This is a genomic window from Acinetobacter sp. UBA1297 (assembly GCF_002307755.1).
GTDB lineage: Bacteria > Pseudomonadota > Gammaproteobacteria > Pseudomonadales > Moraxellaceae > Acinetobacter > Acinetobacter radioresistens.
Window position 1 is genome coordinate 156,996 of sequence record NZ_DBUF01000017.1, and the last position, 21,635, is coordinate 178,630.

13 protein-coding genes and 1 pseudogene are annotated in these 21,635 nt (G+C 43.0%); 8 read left to right on the forward strand and 6 right to left on the reverse strand.

The annotated features are described in order from the left end of the window. Positions 1-3: 3 nt before the first annotated feature. Both B3R63_RS08395 and B3R63_RS08400 read right to left on the reverse strand, forming a co-directional pair. Positions 4-2,484, reverse strand: a complete 2,481-nt coding sequence (locus B3R63_RS08395) for an ABC transporter permease (RefSeq protein ID WP_286729718.1) — start codon at positions 2,482-2,484, stop codon at positions 4-6. Beyond that, entirely contained in the window at positions 2,465-3,211 is a 747-nt protein-coding gene (locus B3R63_RS08400; protein ID WP_286729720.1) for an ABC transporter ATP-binding protein, read from the reverse strand. The genes B3R63_RS08395 and B3R63_RS08400 overlap by 20 nt, the downstream gene beginning before the upstream one ends. Before the next feature lie 84 nt (positions 3,212-3,295). Here B3R63_RS08400 and B3R63_RS08405 point away from each other — a divergent pair, with 84 nt between their 5' ends. Beyond that, positions 3,296-3,853 (forward strand): arylesterase, encoded by a 558-nt coding sequence (locus tag B3R63_RS08405; RefSeq protein WP_372410819.1) that lies wholly within the window; start codon positions 3,296-3,298, stop codon positions 3,851-3,853. A 54-nt stretch (positions 3,854-3,907) separates the two neighbouring features. Here B3R63_RS08405 and B3R63_RS08410 read toward each other — a convergent pair whose 3' ends face one another. After that, the gene (locus tag B3R63_RS08410; protein WP_005019060.1) at positions 3,908-4,522 is read right to left on the reverse strand and encodes a carbonic anhydrase; all 615 of its coding nucleotides are present in this window, start codon (positions 4,520-4,522) and stop codon (positions 3,908-3,910) included. A gap of 321 nt (positions 4,523-4,843) precedes the next feature. Here B3R63_RS08410 and B3R63_RS08415 point away from each other — a divergent pair, with 321 nt between their 5' ends. Next, positions 4,844-5,875, forward strand: a complete 1,032-nt coding sequence (locus tag B3R63_RS08415) for an alpha/beta fold hydrolase (RefSeq protein ID WP_286729723.1) — start codon at positions 4,844-4,846, stop codon at positions 5,873-5,875. A gap of 17 nt (positions 5,876-5,892) precedes the next feature. Then, on the forward strand, positions 5,893-6,894 hold the full coding sequence (locus B3R63_RS08420) for a hypothetical protein (RefSeq protein ID WP_286729726.1): 1,002 nt from the start codon (positions 5,893-5,895) through the stop codon (positions 6,892-6,894). A 39-nt stretch (positions 6,895-6,933) separates the two neighbouring features. Here the strand turns inward: B3R63_RS08420 and B3R63_RS08425 are convergent, their stop codons facing one another. Continuing rightward, entirely contained in the window at positions 6,934-9,141 is a 2,208-nt protein-coding gene (locus B3R63_RS08425; protein WP_286729729.1) for a TonB-dependent siderophore receptor, read from the reverse strand. Between the two features lie 179 nt (positions 9,142-9,320). After that, complete coding sequence (nfuA, locus tag B3R63_RS08430) at positions 9,321-9,959, reverse strand: Fe-S biogenesis protein NfuA (RefSeq protein ID WP_005019052.1); 639 nt, start codon at positions 9,957-9,959, stop codon at positions 9,321-9,323. Positions 9,960-10,117: 158 nt separating this feature from the next. Between nfuA and B3R63_RS08435 the strand changes: the two genes are divergently transcribed. The 4 genes and pseudogenes from B3R63_RS08435 to B3R63_RS08450 all read left to right on the forward strand — a co-directional run bounded on the left by B3R63_RS08435 (position 10,118) and on the right by B3R63_RS08450 (position 15,600). Then, the gene (locus B3R63_RS08435; protein WP_286729733.1) at positions 10,118-10,738 is read left to right on the forward strand and encodes a rhomboid family intramembrane serine protease; all 621 of its coding nucleotides are present in this window, start codon (positions 10,118-10,120) and stop codon (positions 10,736-10,738) included. Positions 10,739-10,904: 166 nt separating this feature from the next. Further along, entirely contained in the window at positions 10,905-12,566 is a 1,662-nt protein-coding gene (locus tag B3R63_RS08440) for an arylsulfatase (RefSeq protein ID WP_286729736.1), read from the forward strand. Then, positions 12,563-13,546, forward strand: a pseudogene (locus B3R63_RS08445) (SUMF1/EgtB/PvdO family nonheme iron enzyme). The gene B3R63_RS08440 and the pseudogene B3R63_RS08445 overlap by 4 nt, the downstream one beginning before the upstream one ends. A gap of 497 nt (positions 13,547-14,043) precedes the next feature. After that, complete coding sequence (locus tag B3R63_RS08450; protein ID WP_111281899.1) at positions 14,044-15,600, forward strand: hypothetical protein; 1,557 nt, start codon at positions 14,044-14,046, stop codon at positions 15,598-15,600. Positions 15,601-15,675: 75 nt separating this feature from the next. Here B3R63_RS08450 and B3R63_RS08455 read toward each other — a convergent pair whose 3' ends face one another. Continuing rightward, positions 15,676-17,292, reverse strand: a complete 1,617-nt coding sequence (locus B3R63_RS08455; protein WP_005019044.1) for an inorganic phosphate transporter — start codon at positions 17,290-17,292, stop codon at positions 15,676-15,678. A gap of 476 nt (positions 17,293-17,768) precedes the next feature. Between B3R63_RS08455 and metH the strand changes: the two genes are divergently transcribed. Then, the gene (gene metH, locus B3R63_RS08460) at positions 17,769-21,455 is read left to right on the forward strand and encodes a methionine synthase (RefSeq protein ID WP_286729748.1); all 3,687 of its coding nucleotides are present in this window, start codon (positions 17,769-17,771) and stop codon (positions 21,453-21,455) included. Positions 21,456-21,635: the final 180 nt, after the last annotated feature.

A 21,635-nucleotide genomic window follows, 5' to 3' on the forward strand; every position in this document is an offset into this window, starting at 1 on the left:
CTTTTACTGATTAATCGAGCGCAGACTCTCTAATGGTGGAATATCACAGAGATAGCTCAAGCGATATCGGCCAATGATGGCACATACGACTGTCATGACAAGTGGTAGAAATAGCCAGATTTCAGCATGTAACTGTATCGGCAACTCCATACGGTAACTGGCAATTGCACTGATCACCTCTGCAAACAGACAAGCGACCGCTCCGGAAATAAAACCGATTAATCCAATTTCCAGACTCAGCATCTGTTTTAATTTATGTTTTGAACTGCCAAAAGAACGTAATAGTGCAACTTCCTGCTTACGTTCGTCCATCAGCAGGTTTAGACATGCCAGCAGTACCAGAAAACCAGAGATACTTACCAGTACTGCCAGTACAGTAATAATCTGTACCAAAACATTTACCAGCTGTTTAACCTGTTCCAGAATCATACTGACATCAATAAAAACCGTATTCGGAAATTGTTGAATCAGATTAACCAGTTTAGGCTTGTCTTCTTCAGGTACATAAAAACTGCCCAGATAACTGCCCGCATTTTCATCTATTGTATCTGGTGAAAAAATAAAGAAGAAATTAGGACTGAAACTTTCCCACTCAACGGTTCTCAGATTAATGACCCGGGCGTTTAACAGGCCTTCTGGCAAACTAAAACCCAGCTCGTCCCCGACCCTGATTCCTAACTCTTCTGCTGTTTTTGCTTCAACTGAAACCTGTCCAACCTGGCTAAATGAAGCAGCTCCCTCAATAATCCGGTTATCTGCCGGATATTGCTTTGTCTGGGTAAGATTAAGCTCACGTTGCAAGGAGTTACTTTTCTGAATAAGTTCACTTGAGAAAGGCTGACCATTTTTCTCAGTCAAACGTCCCCGGATATTTGGATAAAGTGCTGTTCCAGCCCAGCCATTTTGTCGAACCTGTTGCTGAAATGGTTCAAGGTCAAAAGGAGGCAAGCCATAAACGAACTGGTTCGGTGTATCTACAGGGAGTTGCTGCTGCCAGCGCTCCAGCATATCGGTACGCAATACGGCCAGCACCGTGATCAGGCTTAAACCCAAGGCTAGCGCTGTTATTTGTAAAGCAGTCTGATAGGGTGTACGCACATAAGCTGAAATCCGGCCTTTTGCTGCTTTTAATATTTTCAGAATAAGCCAGACTAAGCCGTAAAGTACTGTACATAACAGGATAATCGCCAGCATTACCCATGCCGTCAGTCGCAGATTTTCTGTGAGTACCACACTAAAGATCACCAGACTTAATAGCCCGGTGGAAAGCATGACCAGAATGGAGGCAACCGATTTTTCCTGCTGACGAATTACCCGAATAGGGGGAATATTCAAGAGTTGCCATAAGCTTGGTCCGATAAAACCCAACAACACAATGGCACTGGTAAACATGGCTACAGGCAACGGGCCCTGTAGCATGGCCAGTGCCGAAAACTGGATGTTCAAATTAGGGATGAGCTGCAGCATCAACTGAAGCAAGCCATAACCAAGTCCAATTCCCAGTATTGCGCCAAAACTGATGGCAATCAGCATGATAATCACCAGCAGTATAAGATAAGCCCATAAAATACTATGTTTGGAAGCACCCAGGCAGCGCAGCAGCGCCAGATGGTCCTGGTTTTGCATGACATAGCGTTGGCTAGTGAGCGCGATAGCAATACCGCAGAGTAAAATAGTAAGAATATTTGCCAGTTGCAAAAAGGTATCCAGATTCTCAAGCGGTTTCATCAGACGCGTATTGGCTTCACCCGCATTACGCAACTGCAGGCTGGTAGTTTCTCCTTCCTGTTCTGTATCAATTTTATTTTTCTGCTTTTGTCCGGCGAGCTGTTCAAAACCTTTTTCAAAAGCTTGTACCTGTTGTGCTGATCCGGCCATCAATAAACGGTACTGTACCCGGCTACCCACCTGAATAGCTCCTGTACGTGCGATATCTTGCTGGTGAATAATGACAGTAGGTGAAAACCCTGAAAAACCTAACTCCTGATTGCTGTCTTTAACAATTTCTGCTGCAACGTTAAAACTGCCATCTGCAACCTGAATCTGGTCACCTACTTTTACCTTTAATAGTTCCAAGGCACGTGGGCTAAGCCAGACTTCTCCCGGATTGGGATTTTGAGCAGCAGAGGTACTCTGCAGTTCTCCTCTCAAAGGAAATGCCTGATCTATGGCCTTAACATTAACCATAACAAACTGGTCATCCGTATGGGCCATTGAGCTAAATACAGTAACCTTTGACTGTGTCAAACCCAGCTGCCGGGCCTGCTGGAACCATTTTTGCTCGAGCGGCGCGGTATCACTTAGCACCAGATCAGCGGCAAGCATTTCCGCTGCCTGTAAGGCAACCGCCTGCTGTACCTGCTGATTACTGAATTTAACTGCAGTTGTGGCACTGATGGCCAGAACCAATGCAATGATCAACAGATAGATACCACTGCTACGAAAGCTCTGTGTTAATAGTGGTTTAAGCACCGGACTTAACATGGGTATCTCCTGAAGTCTTTTCAATCAGATGGCCATTCACCAGTTCGAAGTGACGCTGGCACTGTCGGGCAAGTTTAGGGTCGTGAGTAACCAGTACCAGTGTAGTGCCCAGTTCATGGTTCAGTTCAAACAGTAACTGCTCAATTTCTTCAGCTGTCTGTCCATCGAGGTTGCCTGTTGGCTCATCGGCAAAAATGATTGCGGGCTCACTGATAAGTGCCCGTGCAATGGCAACACGCTGCTGCTCGCCGCCCGAAAGTACTTTTGGAGTCTGACCGGCCTGTCGCTCAAGCCCTACCCTTTTCAGAATTTTTAAAGCCTTTTGCTCAGCTGTCTGGTAATGGAAGTCTGGCTGTAACCTGAGTGGTAACATCACATTCTCGACAGCAGTTAAGGCTGGCAATAACTGAAAAGACTGAAAAATAAAGCCAATGTATTTCAGGCGCACCTGAGCACGCTGCTCTTCATTTAACCGATGAACTTCTTCTTCGCAGATAATCAGTTCACCAGAACTGGCCTGATCCAGTGTTGCCAGAATACCCAGCAATGTCGATTTACCCGAACCAGAGCGACCTGTAATAGCCACCTGCTCTCCCGGCATAATCTGTAAATTAACCTCTTTTAGAATTGTTAAATTTTGATGCGGCAGTTGAATGCTTTGTGTGATCTGCTGGGCAGAAATAATCGGTTGTGGCATGATGGAAGATCGCAAATTGGCCTGAGTCATAAAATTCCTGATATGCAAAATCGAAAATTGTGGTCTTTAATTCTTAAACGTCTGGCTATTGCAGGCTTGGCTGCAGTTCCGCTAATGGCGTCAGCTAAAACTATTATGGTTTTAGGCGATAGTATCAGCGCCGGTTATGGTATGAAACCGGAACAGGGATGGGTTCAATTATTGCAAAAGCGCCTTGACCAACAGTACCCGAAACAGCACAAAGTGGTCAATGCAAGCGTCAGCGGTGAAACCACTAGTGGTGCACTGGCCCGTTTTCCAAAGCTTTTACAAACCTATAAACCCCATGTGGTCGTGATTGAGCTGGGCGGGAACGATGGTCTGCGTGGACAGCCACCACAGATGATTGAGAAAAATCTTGGACAACTTGTACAGCAGGCAAAAGCTTCAAAAGCCAAAGTGCTGCTATTTGGCATGAAGATTCCACCAAACTATGGCGCGGCTTATAGTCAGAGTTTTGAAAATACTTATAAAAGAGTTAGCCAGCAGTATCAGGTAAAATTGATGCCATTTTTTATGGAAGGAATTGCTGGCAATAAAACCTTGATGCAGGCAGATCTGGTACACCCCAATAGCAAGGCCCAAATGAGGCTACTCAATAATGCTTACCCTTATATTAAGGGCGCACTATAAATTAAAGACCTTGTATGTCATGGCATACAAGGCCTGATTAAATATTTTTCTGTGTTAGAAATCCAAAAACTCTACTTCACCTGTCTCGAGTGAATATTCTGCCCCTACAACAATCATCTTACCTTTTGCAATCAGACTTTCCAGTACGGCTGAACCATGACGCAACTGGTTAACTGATGCAAACACGTTAGAACGTACTGCATGTTTGGACAGTTTTTTAACATCATTTTTAAGTTCGGTCTGCATCAGGATTTCAACTGAAGGCCGTACACGGTTCACAATTGACATCAGGTTCATGGAAGGTTCCTGATCCGGATTATTCAAGGCATTAATAGTGGCCTGAATTGCACCACAATGACTGTGGCCTAGTACCACAACTACAGCACAGTCATAACGCTCTGCAGCAAATTCGACACTTCCTACCTGCGAAGGTGCAACAATATTACCAGCTACACGAATAACAAACAGGTCACCTAGGCCCTGATCGAATACCATTTCTGCCGGAACACGTGAGTCAGAACAGCCCAGAATAATGGCGAACGGATTCTGGTCTTCTGCCATCTCTGCACGTTCCTGATGTGACAGAAGCTTGGGGTGAGTCGTCTCTCCCTTCACAAAACGTTGATTTCCCTGTTTGAGGCGTTCTAAAGCTTCTTGGGCAGTTAGCATTCTATTTCCCATCTGTTTTAAATGTTAAAAAATATTTTAATCCTGCAATTTTTGAATGTCACTGACAAAAAATAGAGTATCGCGTACTTTTTTATCGAACTTCATAAATGAGACGTTTTTATAATGATTGATTCATATAGTTACGTATCAATACTTTGTCAAAATAAAAGACACTGTATGATCAGACCCGCTATTTTCCTGCTGACGGAATTGACTGCATTTTATCTGATTAGTTGTCAGTCAGGTATGCTATCTGTGCCAGAGTCGATAACAATAGCGATTTTTTTATATAATGAGTAACTTTTCAGGGAAGTCCGATAAATGACAGGCTCAAGCATGCAGCGTACTTTTAAATTTTCCTCTACAGTTGCCATGATTTTGCTCGGAAGCTGTTTAAGTATATTAAGTCCAACTGCAATTGCCCAAAATGAAGAATTACAGAAGGAATTTCAGCAGGCCTTACAGGAAGAACGGAGCTGGGCCGGGCTACGCAGCAAAACCCTGAAAGTCGGTGAAGTGACCTGGTCCTACAGTGAAGGCGGGCCGGTTGACAAGCCCACGCTACTCCTCCTGCACGGTCTTTCCGGAAGCCGTGACAACTGGAACCGACTGGCTCATTATTTAACGCCGCATTATCATGTGGTCATTCCAGATTTGCCTATAGGAGGTGAAACCCGGACCCCAGCAGATTTTGATATGTCTGTTCCGCACATTACCGAGCAGTTACGCCGTTTTGTCGAGGCAGCTAATATTCCAAACCAGGTGCATCTTGCTGGGCATTCATTGGGTGGTGCAATTGCCATGCTATATGCAGCCCAATATCCTTTTGAAACCCAGAGTCTATTTTTGGTCAGTAGTGGTGGCGTATTTCGAAATGCCAAAACGCCTTATCTGCATAATCCGGCTTACCTTAAACAGCTGGTGGTTTCTAAACCTGGAGATTTTAACTATCTGCTCAAAACTGTAATGCAGAACCCTCCCTTCTTGCCACGCCGTTACAAGCAGGCGCAAGAACAGATCATGATTGCTCAGGCACCACAAACAGCAAAAATGGTAGACCAGCTGGTGGCTTTAAATCGTACCTATACACCGCAGTCTTTTGCACTCTTAGCCCGAACTATTGATGCACCGAGTTTAATTATTTGGGGCAAGCAGGACAGAATCATTAATGTTGAGGTTGCCGAAGAGTTAAAAACACTATTAAAACACGCGGAACCGCCCGTGATTCTGGACCAGGTCGGCCATATGCCCATCATGGAGGCAGAACAGCTAGTCATCCAGCACTACCTGCCTTTTCTGGCGAAGACCCAGAATCTGAAAAAACCGTTAAATACTCAGCCCACTCAACCTTAGGCCATAGAAAAACGATTATGACAATAGCCACAAAAACCGAACAGCTGATCGAAGCTCATCTTGATTTTTTACAACATGAATTTAGTTTACCTGAAACTATTGCGCTGGAATTTAACAGTTTTTATCAATGGTTCAGAAAGCAGCGTTTACAGGATCTCTGGTCTTTTGAAGAGATTAATCATTTATTACAAAAGCAGATTTTGGCCACACCCGCCAGCAGTTTTTTGATTGAACAGATTGCTGAACATATCCGTTTTGCACTGATTCATCCGTGTAATGATTCGACTAGAATAGAAGATGTTATTCCAGTACTTACAGTTGATCGTATTGCCCAATATGTAGCCAGCAAAAGTAAGCATCGTGAACGCCTCATTAAAAGCGTCGTAAATAGTCCGGCTTTTTCTGCCATGATTACTCAGCTTATTCAGCATGCCATTCAGGATTATCTGGATAACTCTATAGTCTCAAAAAAGGTGCCGGGTGTAAGCCGTTTTATGAAAATGGGAAAATCAGTCCTGGAAACTGTTACTGATAGCAGTCTGGATGATACAATCCATCATTATTTGCAAAAAAATATATTGAAACTCGGCCAGATGAGTGAACATGTGCTGAACCAGCATTTCGATAATGACAAGCTCTATCATTTTCAGGCCAATCTCTGGCATAAAATTAAAAAACAGCCTTTAAGTGTTTTACGGCAATATATTGAAGTTGAGGACTTACCCAATACTGTGAAGCTGGGGCATGAAATCTGGGACTTTATGCGCCAGAGCGAGTACTTGAAACAGCAGATCCATGATGGTGTACATGCCTGGTACGTCCGCAATCAGGAACGTAATTTTGATCTTTTACTCCGTGATCTGAACATTGATGAGTCACTGATCCAGCATGAGTTACAACAACTGTTACAGCCAGTAATTCAGACGATGTGCAGTTCCGAATATCTGCGTAAGCGGGCTAGAGTATATCTGGAACGGTTTTATACTTCCGAATCTGCTCAAAATATTTTAAACGGATAAATTGAAAAAGCCGCTTTGAAAGCGGCTCTTTTAGAGATTTTAGAATTCGTACTTCAAGCTTGCATAATATGCACGGCCAGGTTCGTTATAAGTCTGATTTACTGTATTGTCACGCAGTTTTTGCTCATCAAACAGGTTGCTAATACCAATCCGGCCACTGAAATTGTCATTAAATTTATAGCCTGTATTGATACCGGCCAGACCATAACTTTTAACACTCTCAGTAATTATACCCTGTTTATCTTCAAGCGAAGTTTCTTTATATTGGCGCGGTTTTTGACGGCCATACTGGGTATAAACAAAATTTACATCCCATGCATCAGTAATGTCATAATTGAAAATAGAGTTAATTGTATAATTTGGCACCACCGAGAGAGAATTTCCTGTCTTTTTGTTTACCGAGTCAATCATGTAAGTAAAGTTGTTAGTCCAGGTTACATCCCCCCAATCCAGACTGATACTTCCTTCAAGACCTTGAATAAGTGCTTTAGGAATATTGGTCCATTGCAATACATTATAGGTTGTATCCCCAATAACTACCTGCTGCGTTACTTCATCTCCAGAAGTAATTTTGTCTTCATAATCATTACGGAACCATGCCAGGCTGGCATTTACAATATCTTTCTGAAATTCGAAACCAATCTCTTTATTGATTGAAGTTTCAGGTTTTAGATTGGCATTTCCTTGCAGTACACACTGACTCAGACCAATCGGACAGCCATTTCCTCTTGTACCCAGCAAATATCCTTCCGCATTTTGATAAAGGTTCGGTGCCTTATAGGCTTTGGCAATGCCACCTTTTAAAGTGAAGTAATCACCCAGTTTGTGGCTGAGGTTTAAACTTGGGCTCCAATTGGAACCTGACCGGTTATGGTCATCGAAACGTATACCGACCACCATATCTGTAGCATCAGTAATTTTCATATTGTTTTCAAGATATCCAGAAGCTATGCGCGACTTCATCTTGCTACGGTCTCCCGTAGTTAAATTTTCACCGTACGAGCCATCACCCTGCTTGGTATTTTCCTGATCGCTAAAATCATCTTCAACCCATTCAGCACCTATCGTCAGGTTTTGCGGGACATATAGTTCAAGAGGGACGGTGACTTCTCCATTAAAACGCAATGTATCGAGGGTAGAAGTCACCCGGTCTTCCAGACTGTTAATACGGCCTTCACTTGCTCCTGCTGTTCCTTCGGGTAGTCGCTTGTTTTTGGTACGGTCAAATTGAGCAATAAGCTTGCTATCCCCCCAACTCCATTCTCCTTCATGAGTCAGAGCATAGTTATCGCGATACAACGTATTAGTTTCTTTACCAAATAATTGAGACAAGATGTCATTAGTAGTCGGGTCGAGATTACTGTTCTGTGAATCACCTGCATACAGGTTACCCTGCCGTCCCGAACCTATATCAAAAAACAAATGTTGATGATCAGTCATTTTCCAGGCCAAGCGGGCATTAATATCTTTATTTTCTACCCCTTCACGACCTGCGGCACGATAACCGTTTGACCCCACCACAGGATTGATGTCTGGCGCATCATTATCAGTTTTATTATAATTTCCATAAATTCGATAAGACAGAATATCCTGAATAATCGGTCCACTCAAATTGACACTTATACGATTAGTATCACCTTCTTTACTATTTTCTGGCTGGTTGGTATAAGTTTCAATAGAACCATGTAATTGATTGGTCACTTTTTTAGTTTTAATATTGACCACGCCTCCCATAGCGCCAGAACCGTAACGGGCAGCAGCAGGACCTCGCAATACTTCTATTGACTCGATTGCATTGACTGGTACCCAGTTAGAATCACCTCGCGTATCACGTTCACCTCGCCAGCCATAACGTACAGAATTACGTGAATTTACCGGCTTGCCATCGATCAGAATTAAGGTATTTTCAGGACCCATTCCGCGAATATCGATCTGACGGTTATTGCCACGTTGGCCAGTAGCACTGTTACCGGTTAAGTTTACACCTGGCATACGACGTACATATTCCGAGATATCATTGGTTACGGGTAATTTATTTAAATCTTCTTCTGTAATGATAGAAACGCCCAAAGACTGTTTTACCTGCTCTTCTGCGGTAAGAACCATAGTTTCTAATTTGACAGCATCCTGTGGCTGGCTCTCATTTTCCTGCTGCTGAACCTTGTCTGTTTCAGCTGCATTGGCTACAGATAACATAGCTGAGAGAATCGAAACGGTAAGTACAGACTTCATCATACGGTTAGACATTACTGCCCCCAAATTACGGATTTATGGAGAAAAATGAAATTTAATGTTGCGCAGTGTAACAAAAAACTTTTAAATTAGGAATGATATTGATAACAATTCTCATTATTTATATTTTCTTGTGGTTATAAAAAAACCTCCCGAAGGAGGTTTCTAGATACATATCTGACCTAAAGTAGAACTTACTTAAAGTAAGCACCTTCCGCCTGACTATGGTCAGTCTGGTCGACTACGCGTGACAACTCGGGAATATGCTGTTTCAACGTAGTTTCTACACCCTGTTTTAGGGTTACATCAATTGCTGAACAGCCCTGGCAGCCTCCACCAAATTTAAGTACAGCTGTTAGGCCATGTTCTTCATCTTCTACCACTTCCACCAATGCACAGTTACCGCCATGTCCTGCCAGTCCCGGATTAATCTCTGACTGGAGTACATAGGTAATACGCTCTTCGATTGACGCATCTGGACCGACACGTGGTACTTTAGAGTTTGGGGCACGGAATGTCAGCTGCCCGCCGAAACGGTCTTTATTGTAGTCAATAACCGCATCACGTAGATATGGAATAGACGGGGCATCGATAAATGCAGGAAAATCTGGATAATCCTGTTTGTAGTCAGTAGGAATAATCTCTTCCGGAGCACTATACGCCATACAGCATTCAGCACGTGGTGTTCCCGGATTTTCTACAAAAATACGAACACCAATTCCCGGAGTATTCTGCTTTTCTAGCAAATCATGCAAATACTCTTGTGCATTTGGAGTAATTAACAGGTTCGGGATCTCTTCTGCTACTGCAGTGCTGTTGGTCTCAGTCGACATAACAATTATTCCTCAAGCTATTGCAAGTATTTTAACTGAAGATGCGGGGGATTTCGAAAAAATCAACTAAAATTGTCGGAATTATTATGAAACTCCCATCCACGATCTGTTTTAATGGCATGATGACTTTAAACAGATCCAAATGAATACGAGATTTTATGCTAGGTCTACCTTTTAATCATACCGTTACCCTGATTATTATCACAGTGATCGTTTCACTGCTGGCATTTTCCAATCAGGCCCTGATGAATCGCCTGATTTTCTGGCCACCAGCCATGCAGAAAGGTCAGTATGACCGTTTTATTACTCATGGTTTTGTGCATGCAGATGGCGCTCATCTGCTGTTCAATATGATTACCCTGTTTTTCTTTGGCAGTATTATTGAAAGCTTTTATCGACAGTACTTTTATGATCTGGGCTTTGTTCTGTTTTATCTGGGTGGATTAATCATTGCAATTCTGCCAAGTTACCTTAAACATAAAAATGATAGCCGTTGGGCCAGCTTAGGCGCATCCGGCGCAGTTTCTGCTGTTTTGTTTGCATACATCCTGTTTGAGCCCTGGAAACTGATTTTTGTATTTTTTATTCCGGTACCCGCTATTATTTTTGCAGTTTTATATATAGCGTACAGTATCTGGTCCGGTAAGCGAGGTAACAGTAATATTAACCATAGTGCTCACTTATGGGGTGCTGCTTACGGGGTGATAATGACTGTTATTCTTGAGCCACGCCTGATTCCACACTTTTTGAACAAAATATCACAACTGCCTTCTTTTTAATAATCTGAATGTAGTAATCAATTAAATTTCTTCTTAAAAAAATTGCTTAGTATAGTGAGAATTGTTCTAAGCAATTTTCTTACTTACCAAAGCAAAATTTATTCATTTTTCAACGAGTGGCTTTGTCTTAGGCTTGGCAGCAAGCTTATTGCCACTTGATTAGATTATGAAAAAAATTAAACTATTTTTTACCCTTACCAGTTTGGCACTCAGTTTTTCTCTGTCTGGCTGTAATGATGATAAAAACGAAGACAATAAACAGAATAAAATACAGCAGCCTAATATATTGTTTATTATGGCAGATGACTTAGGCTATTCAGATCTGGGAGCATTTGGCAGTGAAATACACACGCCTAATCTGGATGCATTGGCGCAAGCGGGTAAAATTCTTACCGATTATCATACAGCCGCAACCTGCTCTCCTACCCGTTCCCAATTGATTTCAGGTACAGATCATCATCTGGCCGGAATTGGTGCAATGGCAGAACTCACTCCTACCCATTTAAAAGGTCAACCAGGTTATGAGGGCTATCTGAACGAGCGGTCTTTATCAATTGCAGAAGTCTTGCGTGATCATGGTTACCGTACTTATATCAGTGGAAAATGGCATTTAGGCTTGACGCCTGAGAGTAATGCTCATGTCAAAGGATTTGACCGCTCTTTCACCTTGCTTCAGAGCTTGGATTTACATTTTAAAGACGCACCTGCTGCATTTAAACGCACAGCGACTTATACAGAAGACGGGAAAATTATTTCTATCGCAGATTTACCTGATGACTTTTTTTCAACAAATTATTTTACTGATAAATTACTGGAATATCTGGAAAGTGGCAAAAATAGTGGCAAACCTTTCTTTGCTTATGCAGCTTACACCGCACCCCACTGGCCCATACAGGCGCCTGAAGCTTATAGCAATAAATATAAAGGCGTTTATGATGCAGGATATGAGGTCATCCGCGAAAACCGGATTAAACGCCAGAAACAGCTCGGTATTATTCCTCCTGACTTTCAGTCAGCCACACCGTTGGCAACTGATAAATTAGGTTATGGCCAATGGACTGAACTGAGTCCAGAACAAAGAGCTATAGAAGCCCGTAAAATGGAAGTTTATGCGGGTATGGTAGAAAACCTGGATACTAATATTGGCAAAATTATCCAGTACTTAAAAGCTAACCGTCTTTATGATAACACCCTTATCTTTTTTGTTTCTGATAATGGTGCAGAAGGTACTATTCGCGGAGCAAGCGATCCGAGTTTCGATGCTTCTCTGAATGCTGTCGGTACAGCACAGTCCTATCATTATATTGGTCCACGTTGGGCAGAGGTCAGTGCTGCTCCTTTTCATCTATGGAAAGAAACTGCTGGTGAAGGTGCAACTATTGCCCCTGCAATAATAAAAGTCCCTAATATATTATCAGATTCACAAAAATATCATGGGTTTACTTCAGTACTTGATGTACTGCCTACTGTACTGGATTTCGCCAGCATTCCTGTACCGCAAAGTGAATATAAGGGAAGAAAAATTAACACACCAAATGGCTATTCATGGAAAGCACTCCTACAAAATAAAGCTGCCTCGGTTCGCCCTGCCGATTTCATATTCGGGGATGAATTACATGGCAACAAATATCTACGTTCAGGTGAATGGAAAATAGCTTTGCAGGCAAAACCTGAACTTGGTACAGGCCAGTGGGAACTTTATAATCTGAAAAATGACCGCGGCGAAAATCAGAATCTTGCCGAGCAGTATCCCGATCAGGTTCAAAAGCTGAGTCAAATTTATCAGCAGTATGCACAGCAGCATGGTGTACTGGAATACCGCAAATGAAATTAGCGTTAAGATTAGGGCTGTGCAGTCTGCTTTTTACAGGCTGCCATAACACCGAACAAAGTAGCCTCCCCACAAATAAAAAAAATTTAAATCTGGGAAATATAACATACTGTCAGTCATATTCTGGACTGCCTTCAGGCTGGTTAGAACAAGCACATGCCGGGATGTTATATATTCCTAAAGGCGAAGTGAAATTAGGATCGGAACTGGCTTATCCAGATGAGATCAATTTTGGGGCTCAAAAAAGGAAAGTGAAAGGATTCTGGATTGATCAGACTGAAGTGACTGTGGCTCAGTTTGCAAGTTTTATAGCAGCTACACACTATATTACCGATGCCGAAAAACAGAATGAAGCTGCCATATTTGAAGCAGATGAGTAGTCACCACAACAGTGGTGGAAGCTTAAATCAGGTTATAACTGGCGCTTGCCTGAAGGGCCAGAGGGTCCACCTGCCCGCGCTAACGAAGCAGTACGGTATATTACCAAAAACGATGCTGAACATTACGCGCTCTGGCTCGGCCATGATTTACCTTCTGAAGTTGAATGGGAATACGCAGCCAAAGGTAATGACGAGACAGATGTGCCCTTAAAACATGAACCGCGTAATCATCAGCACCGGCCTGATGCAAATTACTGGCAAGGTGATTTTCCCTTTCATAATAGCCAAGAAGACCATTTTAAAGGTATAGCCCCTGTGGGCTGTTTCAGCCCGAATGCTTTTGGACTTTACGATATGATTGGTAACGTCTGGGAATGGACCAGTTCTGTATATACCGGTGCTCATGATGAGCATATGGGAAATTATTCAGCGTTAAGAACTTCGCAGCATATTCCACAATCCTTTGTGATTAAGGGAGGCTCCTTTCTTTGTGCCAGTCAATACTGTGCCCGTTATAGAAAAAGTAGCCGTCATCCACAAGAATTTAACCTGGCTACGACTCATACCGGGTTCCGTACTATTGACCGTGGTAAATAACTACCTTCACTAGCTCATTTTACAAAGAAAAAACTGAACAGAGTAAAGACCATATATTGTTTTATAAGCTTTAATTCATTGCTTGAGTCACAAGAGCATAAAGCAACCATCATAGTAAATAGTTAAAAATAAATACTATAAAAACAAAATCCAAGATTGAGTTATAAAAGAAGTTTTATTATTTTTCGGTAAACTGCTGAATAGGTTTAAATAGCTGTAAAGCCCATACTGAACAAGCAAGTATTATGTTTGAACCGGCGTGGCTTTTATTATTATCCAGACGATTTCTACTCATCAAAACAGATCAGGCAGATTCACGGTTGATCTATTTATAGAGAAAAGCATTCTACTGTTAGACGGTTTTAATCTCTTTACTCACCAGATCAGTTTTCTTATTTTCTTGCAATTTTGTCACATAATGCCACCCCTTAATCCAATCTGGCATAGATAATGTATACAACTGTATATTAAATCAATGATCCGAAGAGATATTTTGCATGTCTAACCCACTTGAAGGTTTACAATTTCCTGTACAGGAAGGCTCTAACAAGCCAAGTACGACCCGTACCGGTAAAGAAATTATTGCTGAAGCATTATCACTGGTCGATTCCGACAGCTCACAGCAGGCATCTAAAGAAAAAAATTGGCGCAAGACATATCCAAAATATTTTAAAGCGCTGGTGTATCAGGGTATCCGGCAGGTTAATCATCCGATTACTATTGCCAAGCAGGGTTTACATAAGGCACATCATAGCTTTGTATTTTACCGTGCAGGTGAATCCTGTTTACTCAAGGATGTGATGCAGATTCCTGTAGAAAAACAGCTTTATACAGTCAAGTTCCAAGGCAAGAGCGATAACACTCCTGAATGGTATGTGCCTTATCATGGCCAGAACCTTCAGGGCCAGAGTTTGCTCAGCCAGATAGAAAAATGGCTGGCAGCTGGCATCATTGAGGCAAGTCATGCTGAAGCTTTGCAGCAGGCTGTAGCACATCCAGAATGGTTTGACCTGTCTGACCGGACACTGGTTTTGCTTGGTGCGGGTTCTGAAGCCGGCCCATTAACCTGGCTGGCCAAATGGAAAGCCAATATTGTTGCTATTGACTTGCCGCGGGCTCAGGTATGGGAAAGAATTTTAAACATTATTGAAGCAGGAAATGCCACGCTTATCGCACCCAGCGATCAGCCTTTTCCCGAACAGGCCAATATTTCCGAGCTAAAAGAGCATCTGGGAGCCAATCTGTTGACCCAGTTACCAGAGATTGGCCAGTGGCTGGTGACCTTTAAGCAGCAACTGGATTTGGCAGCTATCGCCTATCTGGATGGTGAAAAACATGTACGGGTTTCTATGGCAATGGATGCTATCATGCAATATGTCAGCCAGCATAAACCGGATACCAGCCTGATGTTTATGTGTACTCCGACCGATGTATATGCGGTGCCGGAAGAAGTTGCTCAAGCTGCATCTAACAAGTTTAAACATCGCTCGCAGTTACAAAAGCTTCTAACCAAGGGTATTTCAACCGCTTCTTTGAAACATTTTTTCCAGAAGAACCAGCAAATACTTGTAAAGTCAGATAATGGTAAACATTACGGCATTACCGACTGTCTGGTCTTGGAACAAGGCCCGAATTATGCACTAGCCAAGCGCCTACAACAATGGCGCGCTGTACTCGCACGCCATCAGGGTCAACAGGTCAGTATTAATATTGCCCCGTCAACCACGACGCATTCTGTCACCAAGAATCCATTACTAAAGGCTGCATTTACTGGCGCCAGCTTATTTGATGTAGAAGCTTTTGCACCTGAAACTACCAATGCCATCATGGCAGCCCTATGGATCCACGATCTGCGCAATCCTGATTCAGCAGCACATCCAGACACTGCACTAGAACATCCTTTAGAGCTGATGATGGAAGGTGCTAACCATGGCGGTCTGTGGCGTGTCGCTTATCTGGCACGAACTGCACTACCTTTTGCTGCCTTATATGGCCTGGCTTCAGATAAACTGCCAGTAGAAAAACTTCTTTCAAAATTCAAAAAGAAAAGCTGAAGCTTTTTCTGAACAAACAACAGCAGATACAAAGAAAGCTTTGCCGAGGCAAAGCTTTTTTAGTGTCTATTTTAATTAAACAAATAGCTTGAGAAACAGCCAATATAAACCGCCGGATAAGCAAATGGTTGCTGGCAGTGTAAATACCCATGCGGACAGAATGGTTTTGACAGTATTAAAGTTCAGGCCAGATTTATTGGCCACCATGGTACCTGCAACTGCACTGTTTAAAACATGTGTAGTCGATACAGGCATACCCAAGCCATCTGCTGCAGCAATTGTAGACATAGCTACCAGCTCGGCAGACATTCCCTGACCATAAGTCATATGATGCTTACCAATACGCTCACCTACTGTCACGACAATTCGCTTCCAGCCCACCATAGTTCCAAGGCCCAGTGCCAGGGCTACCGCCACTTTGACCCAAGTCGGAATATATTGCAGGAATGAATCCAGATTATCACGATATTCATCTACCAGTTTATTCTGAGCTTCAGGTAACGCAGGTAACGCCTCTGCCTTATCTAGACGCTTAAATGTAGTGGTACTCAGGTACATGTCATTACGAATTTCGCTGACTACTGCTTCAGGCATGTCTCTTAAATTATCATAGGCTGCGACACGCTCACCCAGATGGTCAGTCAGGCTTGCCAATGCTGGCACTACTTCAGGGCTAATTTCCTTGGTCTGGATATAACGGGTCAGTACAGTCCGTGCCTGCTCATCCGGGATATCCTGATAATTAGCATAAATAGCAGAAGCAGTTTGAGTAGATAACTGTTCAAATGACTGTAAATGTGCCTGATCCAGATTTTTATTCAGAGAGTACGCTAAAGGTACCAGACCAATCAGAATCAGCATGATCAGGCCCATGCCCTTTTGCCCATCATTTGATCCATGAGCAAAGCTAACACCAGTACAGGTAAAAATCAGGATGGCACGGATCAGTGGTGGAGGCGGCTTGTTCCCTTCTGGCGGCTGAAACAGTTCCATTTGTTTCTTAAAGATCTTTTTAACCAGCAGGAACAATACCGCAGCAAATGCGAAACCAATTAGTGGTGAAAACAGTAAGGCCTTACCCACCTTGATGACCTGATCCATATCGATACCACTGGCACCGGTCGCGGCATTTAGAAGATGGTTCATGATACCCACCCCCAAGATTGAACCGATCAGGGTATGCGAACTTGAGGCAGGTATACCAAGAAACCAGGTACCGAGGTTCCAGATGATTGCGGCAATCAGTAAAGCAAATACCATCGCAAAACCGGCACCGCTACTGACATTCATAATCAACTCAACCGGAAGCAGCGCAATAATACCGTACGCGACCGCCCCACTTGCTACCATTACCCCAAGAAAATTACAAAAGCCTGCCCACATCACAGCTACAGGTGCTGGCAAGGCATTGGTATAGATAACCGTCGCTACAGCATTAGCTGTATCATGAAAACCATTAACAAATTCAAAGCCTAATGCAATCAATAAAGCAGTGGCTAGCAGAATAATAGAATATAAACCAAGCGGCGGAACATGAGCCAGATCAGCATTTACCTGAAAGCCAATATAGATTAGCGTGGCAACAATTACCGTCAGGAACACCGGCATAAAAAACTTCGGTGTTGGCACGTGTACATTACTGGATGCCACGGGAAGTACTGGATCTGAATCGGGAGGAATATTCGAATTCATCTAGATGGTTTAAGAGGATAATAAAATCCCCTTATTCTTTATTTAAATTGTGACAATTATATGACAAAAGGGTGTCATATAAAGCCAATTTTCATCTAATTGAGCTTATTCAGGTCATCCTTAGAACCCATATCTTTGTACTCATTCTATTCCTACTATTTTTTATATTTATAAATTCAATAACTTATATTTAAAATGATAAAAAAGAACAAGCTACGGGCTAATAAATTACTTTCATTGAATTATTACAGCTATAAGTCACCAATTGTTTGTTTCATGTTCAGTTAATGACTATGCTGCAAAGATATTGCAATTTCATGAAAAAAATACAGGACCAATCAGGTAAAAGTAGCCGGCTATATCAGGAATAGCCACAATCCTTATAGGAAATGCTTAACATGCAAAGGCATAACTATATAAGTTGAATCTGTTACAATAGCGCCCATTTTACAGTTATCCGCATTGGGGGTCTCTTCATGTCTACGCTTGCCACCCTAAAAGAGCTTCTTGCCAAACGCATCCTGATTATTGACGGTGCGATGGGAACCATGATCCAGCGTCATAGGCTTGAGGAAGCAGATTATCGTGGTGAACGTTTTGCAGACTGGGCCCATGATCTGAAGGGCAATAATGACCTGCTGGTATTGACTCAGCCACAAATTATTCAGGGCATACATGAAGCTTATCTGGATGCTGGTGCAGATATTATCGAGACCAACAGTTTCAACGGTACCCGCGTTTCCATGTCAGACTACCATATGGAAGATCTGGTACCAGAAATTAATCGTGAAGCTGCACGGCTGGCCAAAGCAGCTTGTGAAAAATATTCAACCCCTGATAAACCGCGCTTTGTGGCCGGTGTACTTGGCCCTACTTCACGTACTTGTTCTATATCACCGGATGTTAATAACCCGGCGTTTCGTAATATTACTTTTGATGCCCTAAAAGAAAATTATATAGAGGCGACTCATGCCCTCATTGAAGGCGGTGCAGATATTATTCTGATTGAAACCGTGTTCGATACCCTGAACTGTAAGGCAGCTATTTTTGCGGTAAAGGAAGTCTTTAAAGAATTAGGTTATGAATTACCCTTAATGATTTCCGGCACGATCACAGATGCTTCCGGACGTACGCTGACCGGACAAACTGCTGAAGCCTTCTGGAATTCGGTGCGCCACGGCGATCTGCTTTCAATCGGATTTAACTGTGCCTTGGGTGCAGATGCCATGCGCCCACATGTTAAAACAGTGGCTGATGTTGCTGATGTATTTGTTTCTGCCCATCCGAATGCCGGTTTGCCCAATGCTTTTGGCGGTTATGATGAAACACCGGAAGAAACTGCTGCATTTCTGAAAGAGTTTGCAGAAAGTGGCTTAATCAATATTACCGGTGGCTGCTGTGGTACGACTCCGGACCATATACGAGCTATTTATAATGCTGTAAAAGATATCGCTCCCCGCCAGATTCCCCAGATTAAACCAGCCTGCCGACTGAGTGGTCTGGAGCCGTTTAATATTTACGATGAATCACTATTTGTAAACGTAGGTGAACGAACCAACGTAACCGGTTCAAAGAAATTTGCACGGCTGATCCGTGAAGAGAATTATGCAGAAGCATTGGATGTTGCCCGTCAACAGGTCGAAGGCGGTGCCCAGATCATCGATATCAATATGGACGAAGGGATGCTTGATTCGCAAAATGCGATGGTGACATTCCTGAACCTGATTGCTTCTGAGCCTGATATTTCCCGTGTACCGATCATGATTGACTCATCAAAATGGGAAATTATCGAGGCAGGCCTGAAATGTGTACAAGGTAAAGCCGTAGTAAACTCAATCTCGCTGAAAGAAGGTTATGATGAGTTTGTAGAGAAAGCACGTTTATGCCGTCAGTATGGTGCGGCTGTCATCGTTATGGCTTTTGATGAAAAAGGTCAGGCCGATACGGTTGAGCGCAAGAAAGAAATCTGTAAACGATCTTATGATGTGCTGGTCAATGAAGTTGGCTTTCCTTCTGAAGATATTATTTTTGACCCGAATGTCTTTGCGGTAGCGACAGGTATTGAAGAACACAACAACTATGGTGTGGACTTTATTGAAGCTACTGGGTGGATCAAGCAGAACCTGCCAAATGCCATGATCTCGGGCGGTATTTCTAACGTTTCTTTCTCGTTCCGCGGAAATGAGCCGGTACGTGAAGCAATCCATGCGGTTTTTCTTTATTACGCCATCAAGCAGGGCTTGACCATGGGAATTGTAAATGCCGGGCAGCTGGCAATTTATGATGACATTCCGGCTGAGCTGAAAGACGCGGTTGAAGACGTAGTAATGAACCGCAATCAGGGAGAAAGCGGACAGGAAGCCACTGAAAAGTTACTGAGTATTGCTGAGAAATATCGTGGTCAGGGCGGAACCCAACGTGAAGCTGAAAATCTGGAATGGCGCAACGAACCGGTAGAAAAACGTCTTGAGTATGCGCTAGTGAAAGGTATTACTGCCTTTATTAATGAAGATACTGAAGAAGCACGGCTAAAGTCTGCCCGTCCGCTGGATGTTATTGAAGGCCCGCTTATGGCCGGAATGAATGTCGTAGGCGACCTGTTTGGTTCAGGCAAGATGTTCTTGCCACAGGTTGTAAAATCGGCTCGGGTTATGAAACAGGCAGTAGCCTGGCTTAATCCGTATATTGAAGCTGAAAAAACTGCTGGTGAAGCCAAAGGGAAAATCCTGATGGCAACAGTCAAAGGTGACGTACATGATATCGGCAAGAATATTGTTGGTGTAGTACTTGGCTGTAACGGTTATGACATTGTAGATTTAGGTGTAATGGTGCCGGCAGAGAAAATTCTGCAAACTGCAATTGATGAAAAAGTTGATATTATCGGGCTGTCCGGCCTGATTACGCCAAGTCTGGATGAAATGGTCTTTGTAGCTAAAGAGATGCAGCGTAAAGGCTTTAAAATTCCTTTAATGATTGGCGGGGCAACTACATCAAAAGCCCATACTGCTGTAAAAATTGATCCGCAATATTCAAATGATGCCGTCATTTATGTTGCCGATGCATCACGTGCGGTAGGCGTCGCCACCTCCCTGCTCTCACCGGAAATGAAGCCTGCTTTTGTACAGGGTCACCGTGATGAATATGTTAAGGTACGTGAGCGCCTGGCGAACAAGCAGCCAAAAGCAGCCAAACTGTCTTATGCCGAGTCGGTTAAGCACGGTTTCAAGATCGCTCCGGACTACGTACCACCGCAACCAAATTTTATCGGTGTTCAAACCATTACCCAGTATCCGCTAGAAACACTGGTTGAGTATTTTGACTGGACTCCATTCTTTATTTCATGGAGCCTGGCAGGCAAATTCCCGAAAATTCTGGAAGATGAAGTAGTCGGTGAAGCAGCAACTGATTTGTATCAGCAGGCACAGATTATGCTCAAAGATATTATTGAGAATAAACGTTTTGATGCCCGGGCCGTATTTGGTTTATACCCTGCTAAACGTACGGCTGCCGATACTGTCACGGTATACGATGAACAAGGTGCTGCGACACATCATTTTGAGCATTTACGCCAGCAGTCTGACAAAGTTACCGGTAAGCCAAATTTATCTCTGGCAGATTTTATTGTCACCGAAGAGAACCAGACTCAGGACTATCTGGGGGGTTTTACAGTTTCAATTTTTGGTGCTGAAGAACTTGCCAATGAATACAAAGCAAAAGGTGATGACTATAGTGCCATTCTGGTTCAGTCTTTGGGTGACCGTTTTGCCGAAGCTTTTGCCGAGCACCTGCATGAACGTATCCGTAAAGAGTTCTGGGGCTATCAGGCCAGTGAGCAGCTAAGCAATGAGGAACTGATTAAAGAGAAATATATCGGTATTCGTCCGGCACCGGGTTACCCGGCCTGTCCTGAGCATTCTGAAAAAGCGGTTCTATTCGACTGGCTGGGTTCTACTGACAAGATTGGTACACAGCTCACTTCCAGCTTTGCAATGTGGCCCCCTTCATCGGTGAGCGGCTTCTATTATGCTCATCCCGAATCTCAGTATTTCAATGTTGGTAAGATTTCTCTGGATCAGTTAGAAGATTATGCAAAACGTAAAGGCTGGACGCTGGATGAGGCCAAACGCTGGCTAGCACCAAATCTGGATGATTCAATTGTCTAAGTAAATATCCGGTTTAAAAAATCCCCTCTATTGAGGGGATTTTTATTTTAAACTCTTTTCTTGTACTAGCTTGTTTTAAACTTTACCAGTAGAGTTATATCATTCAAAATTAAAAATATTTTCAATACGAAATACAAGTACTTTTCATTTTTTTTCGTATTTTAAAATACTTATAGAGTC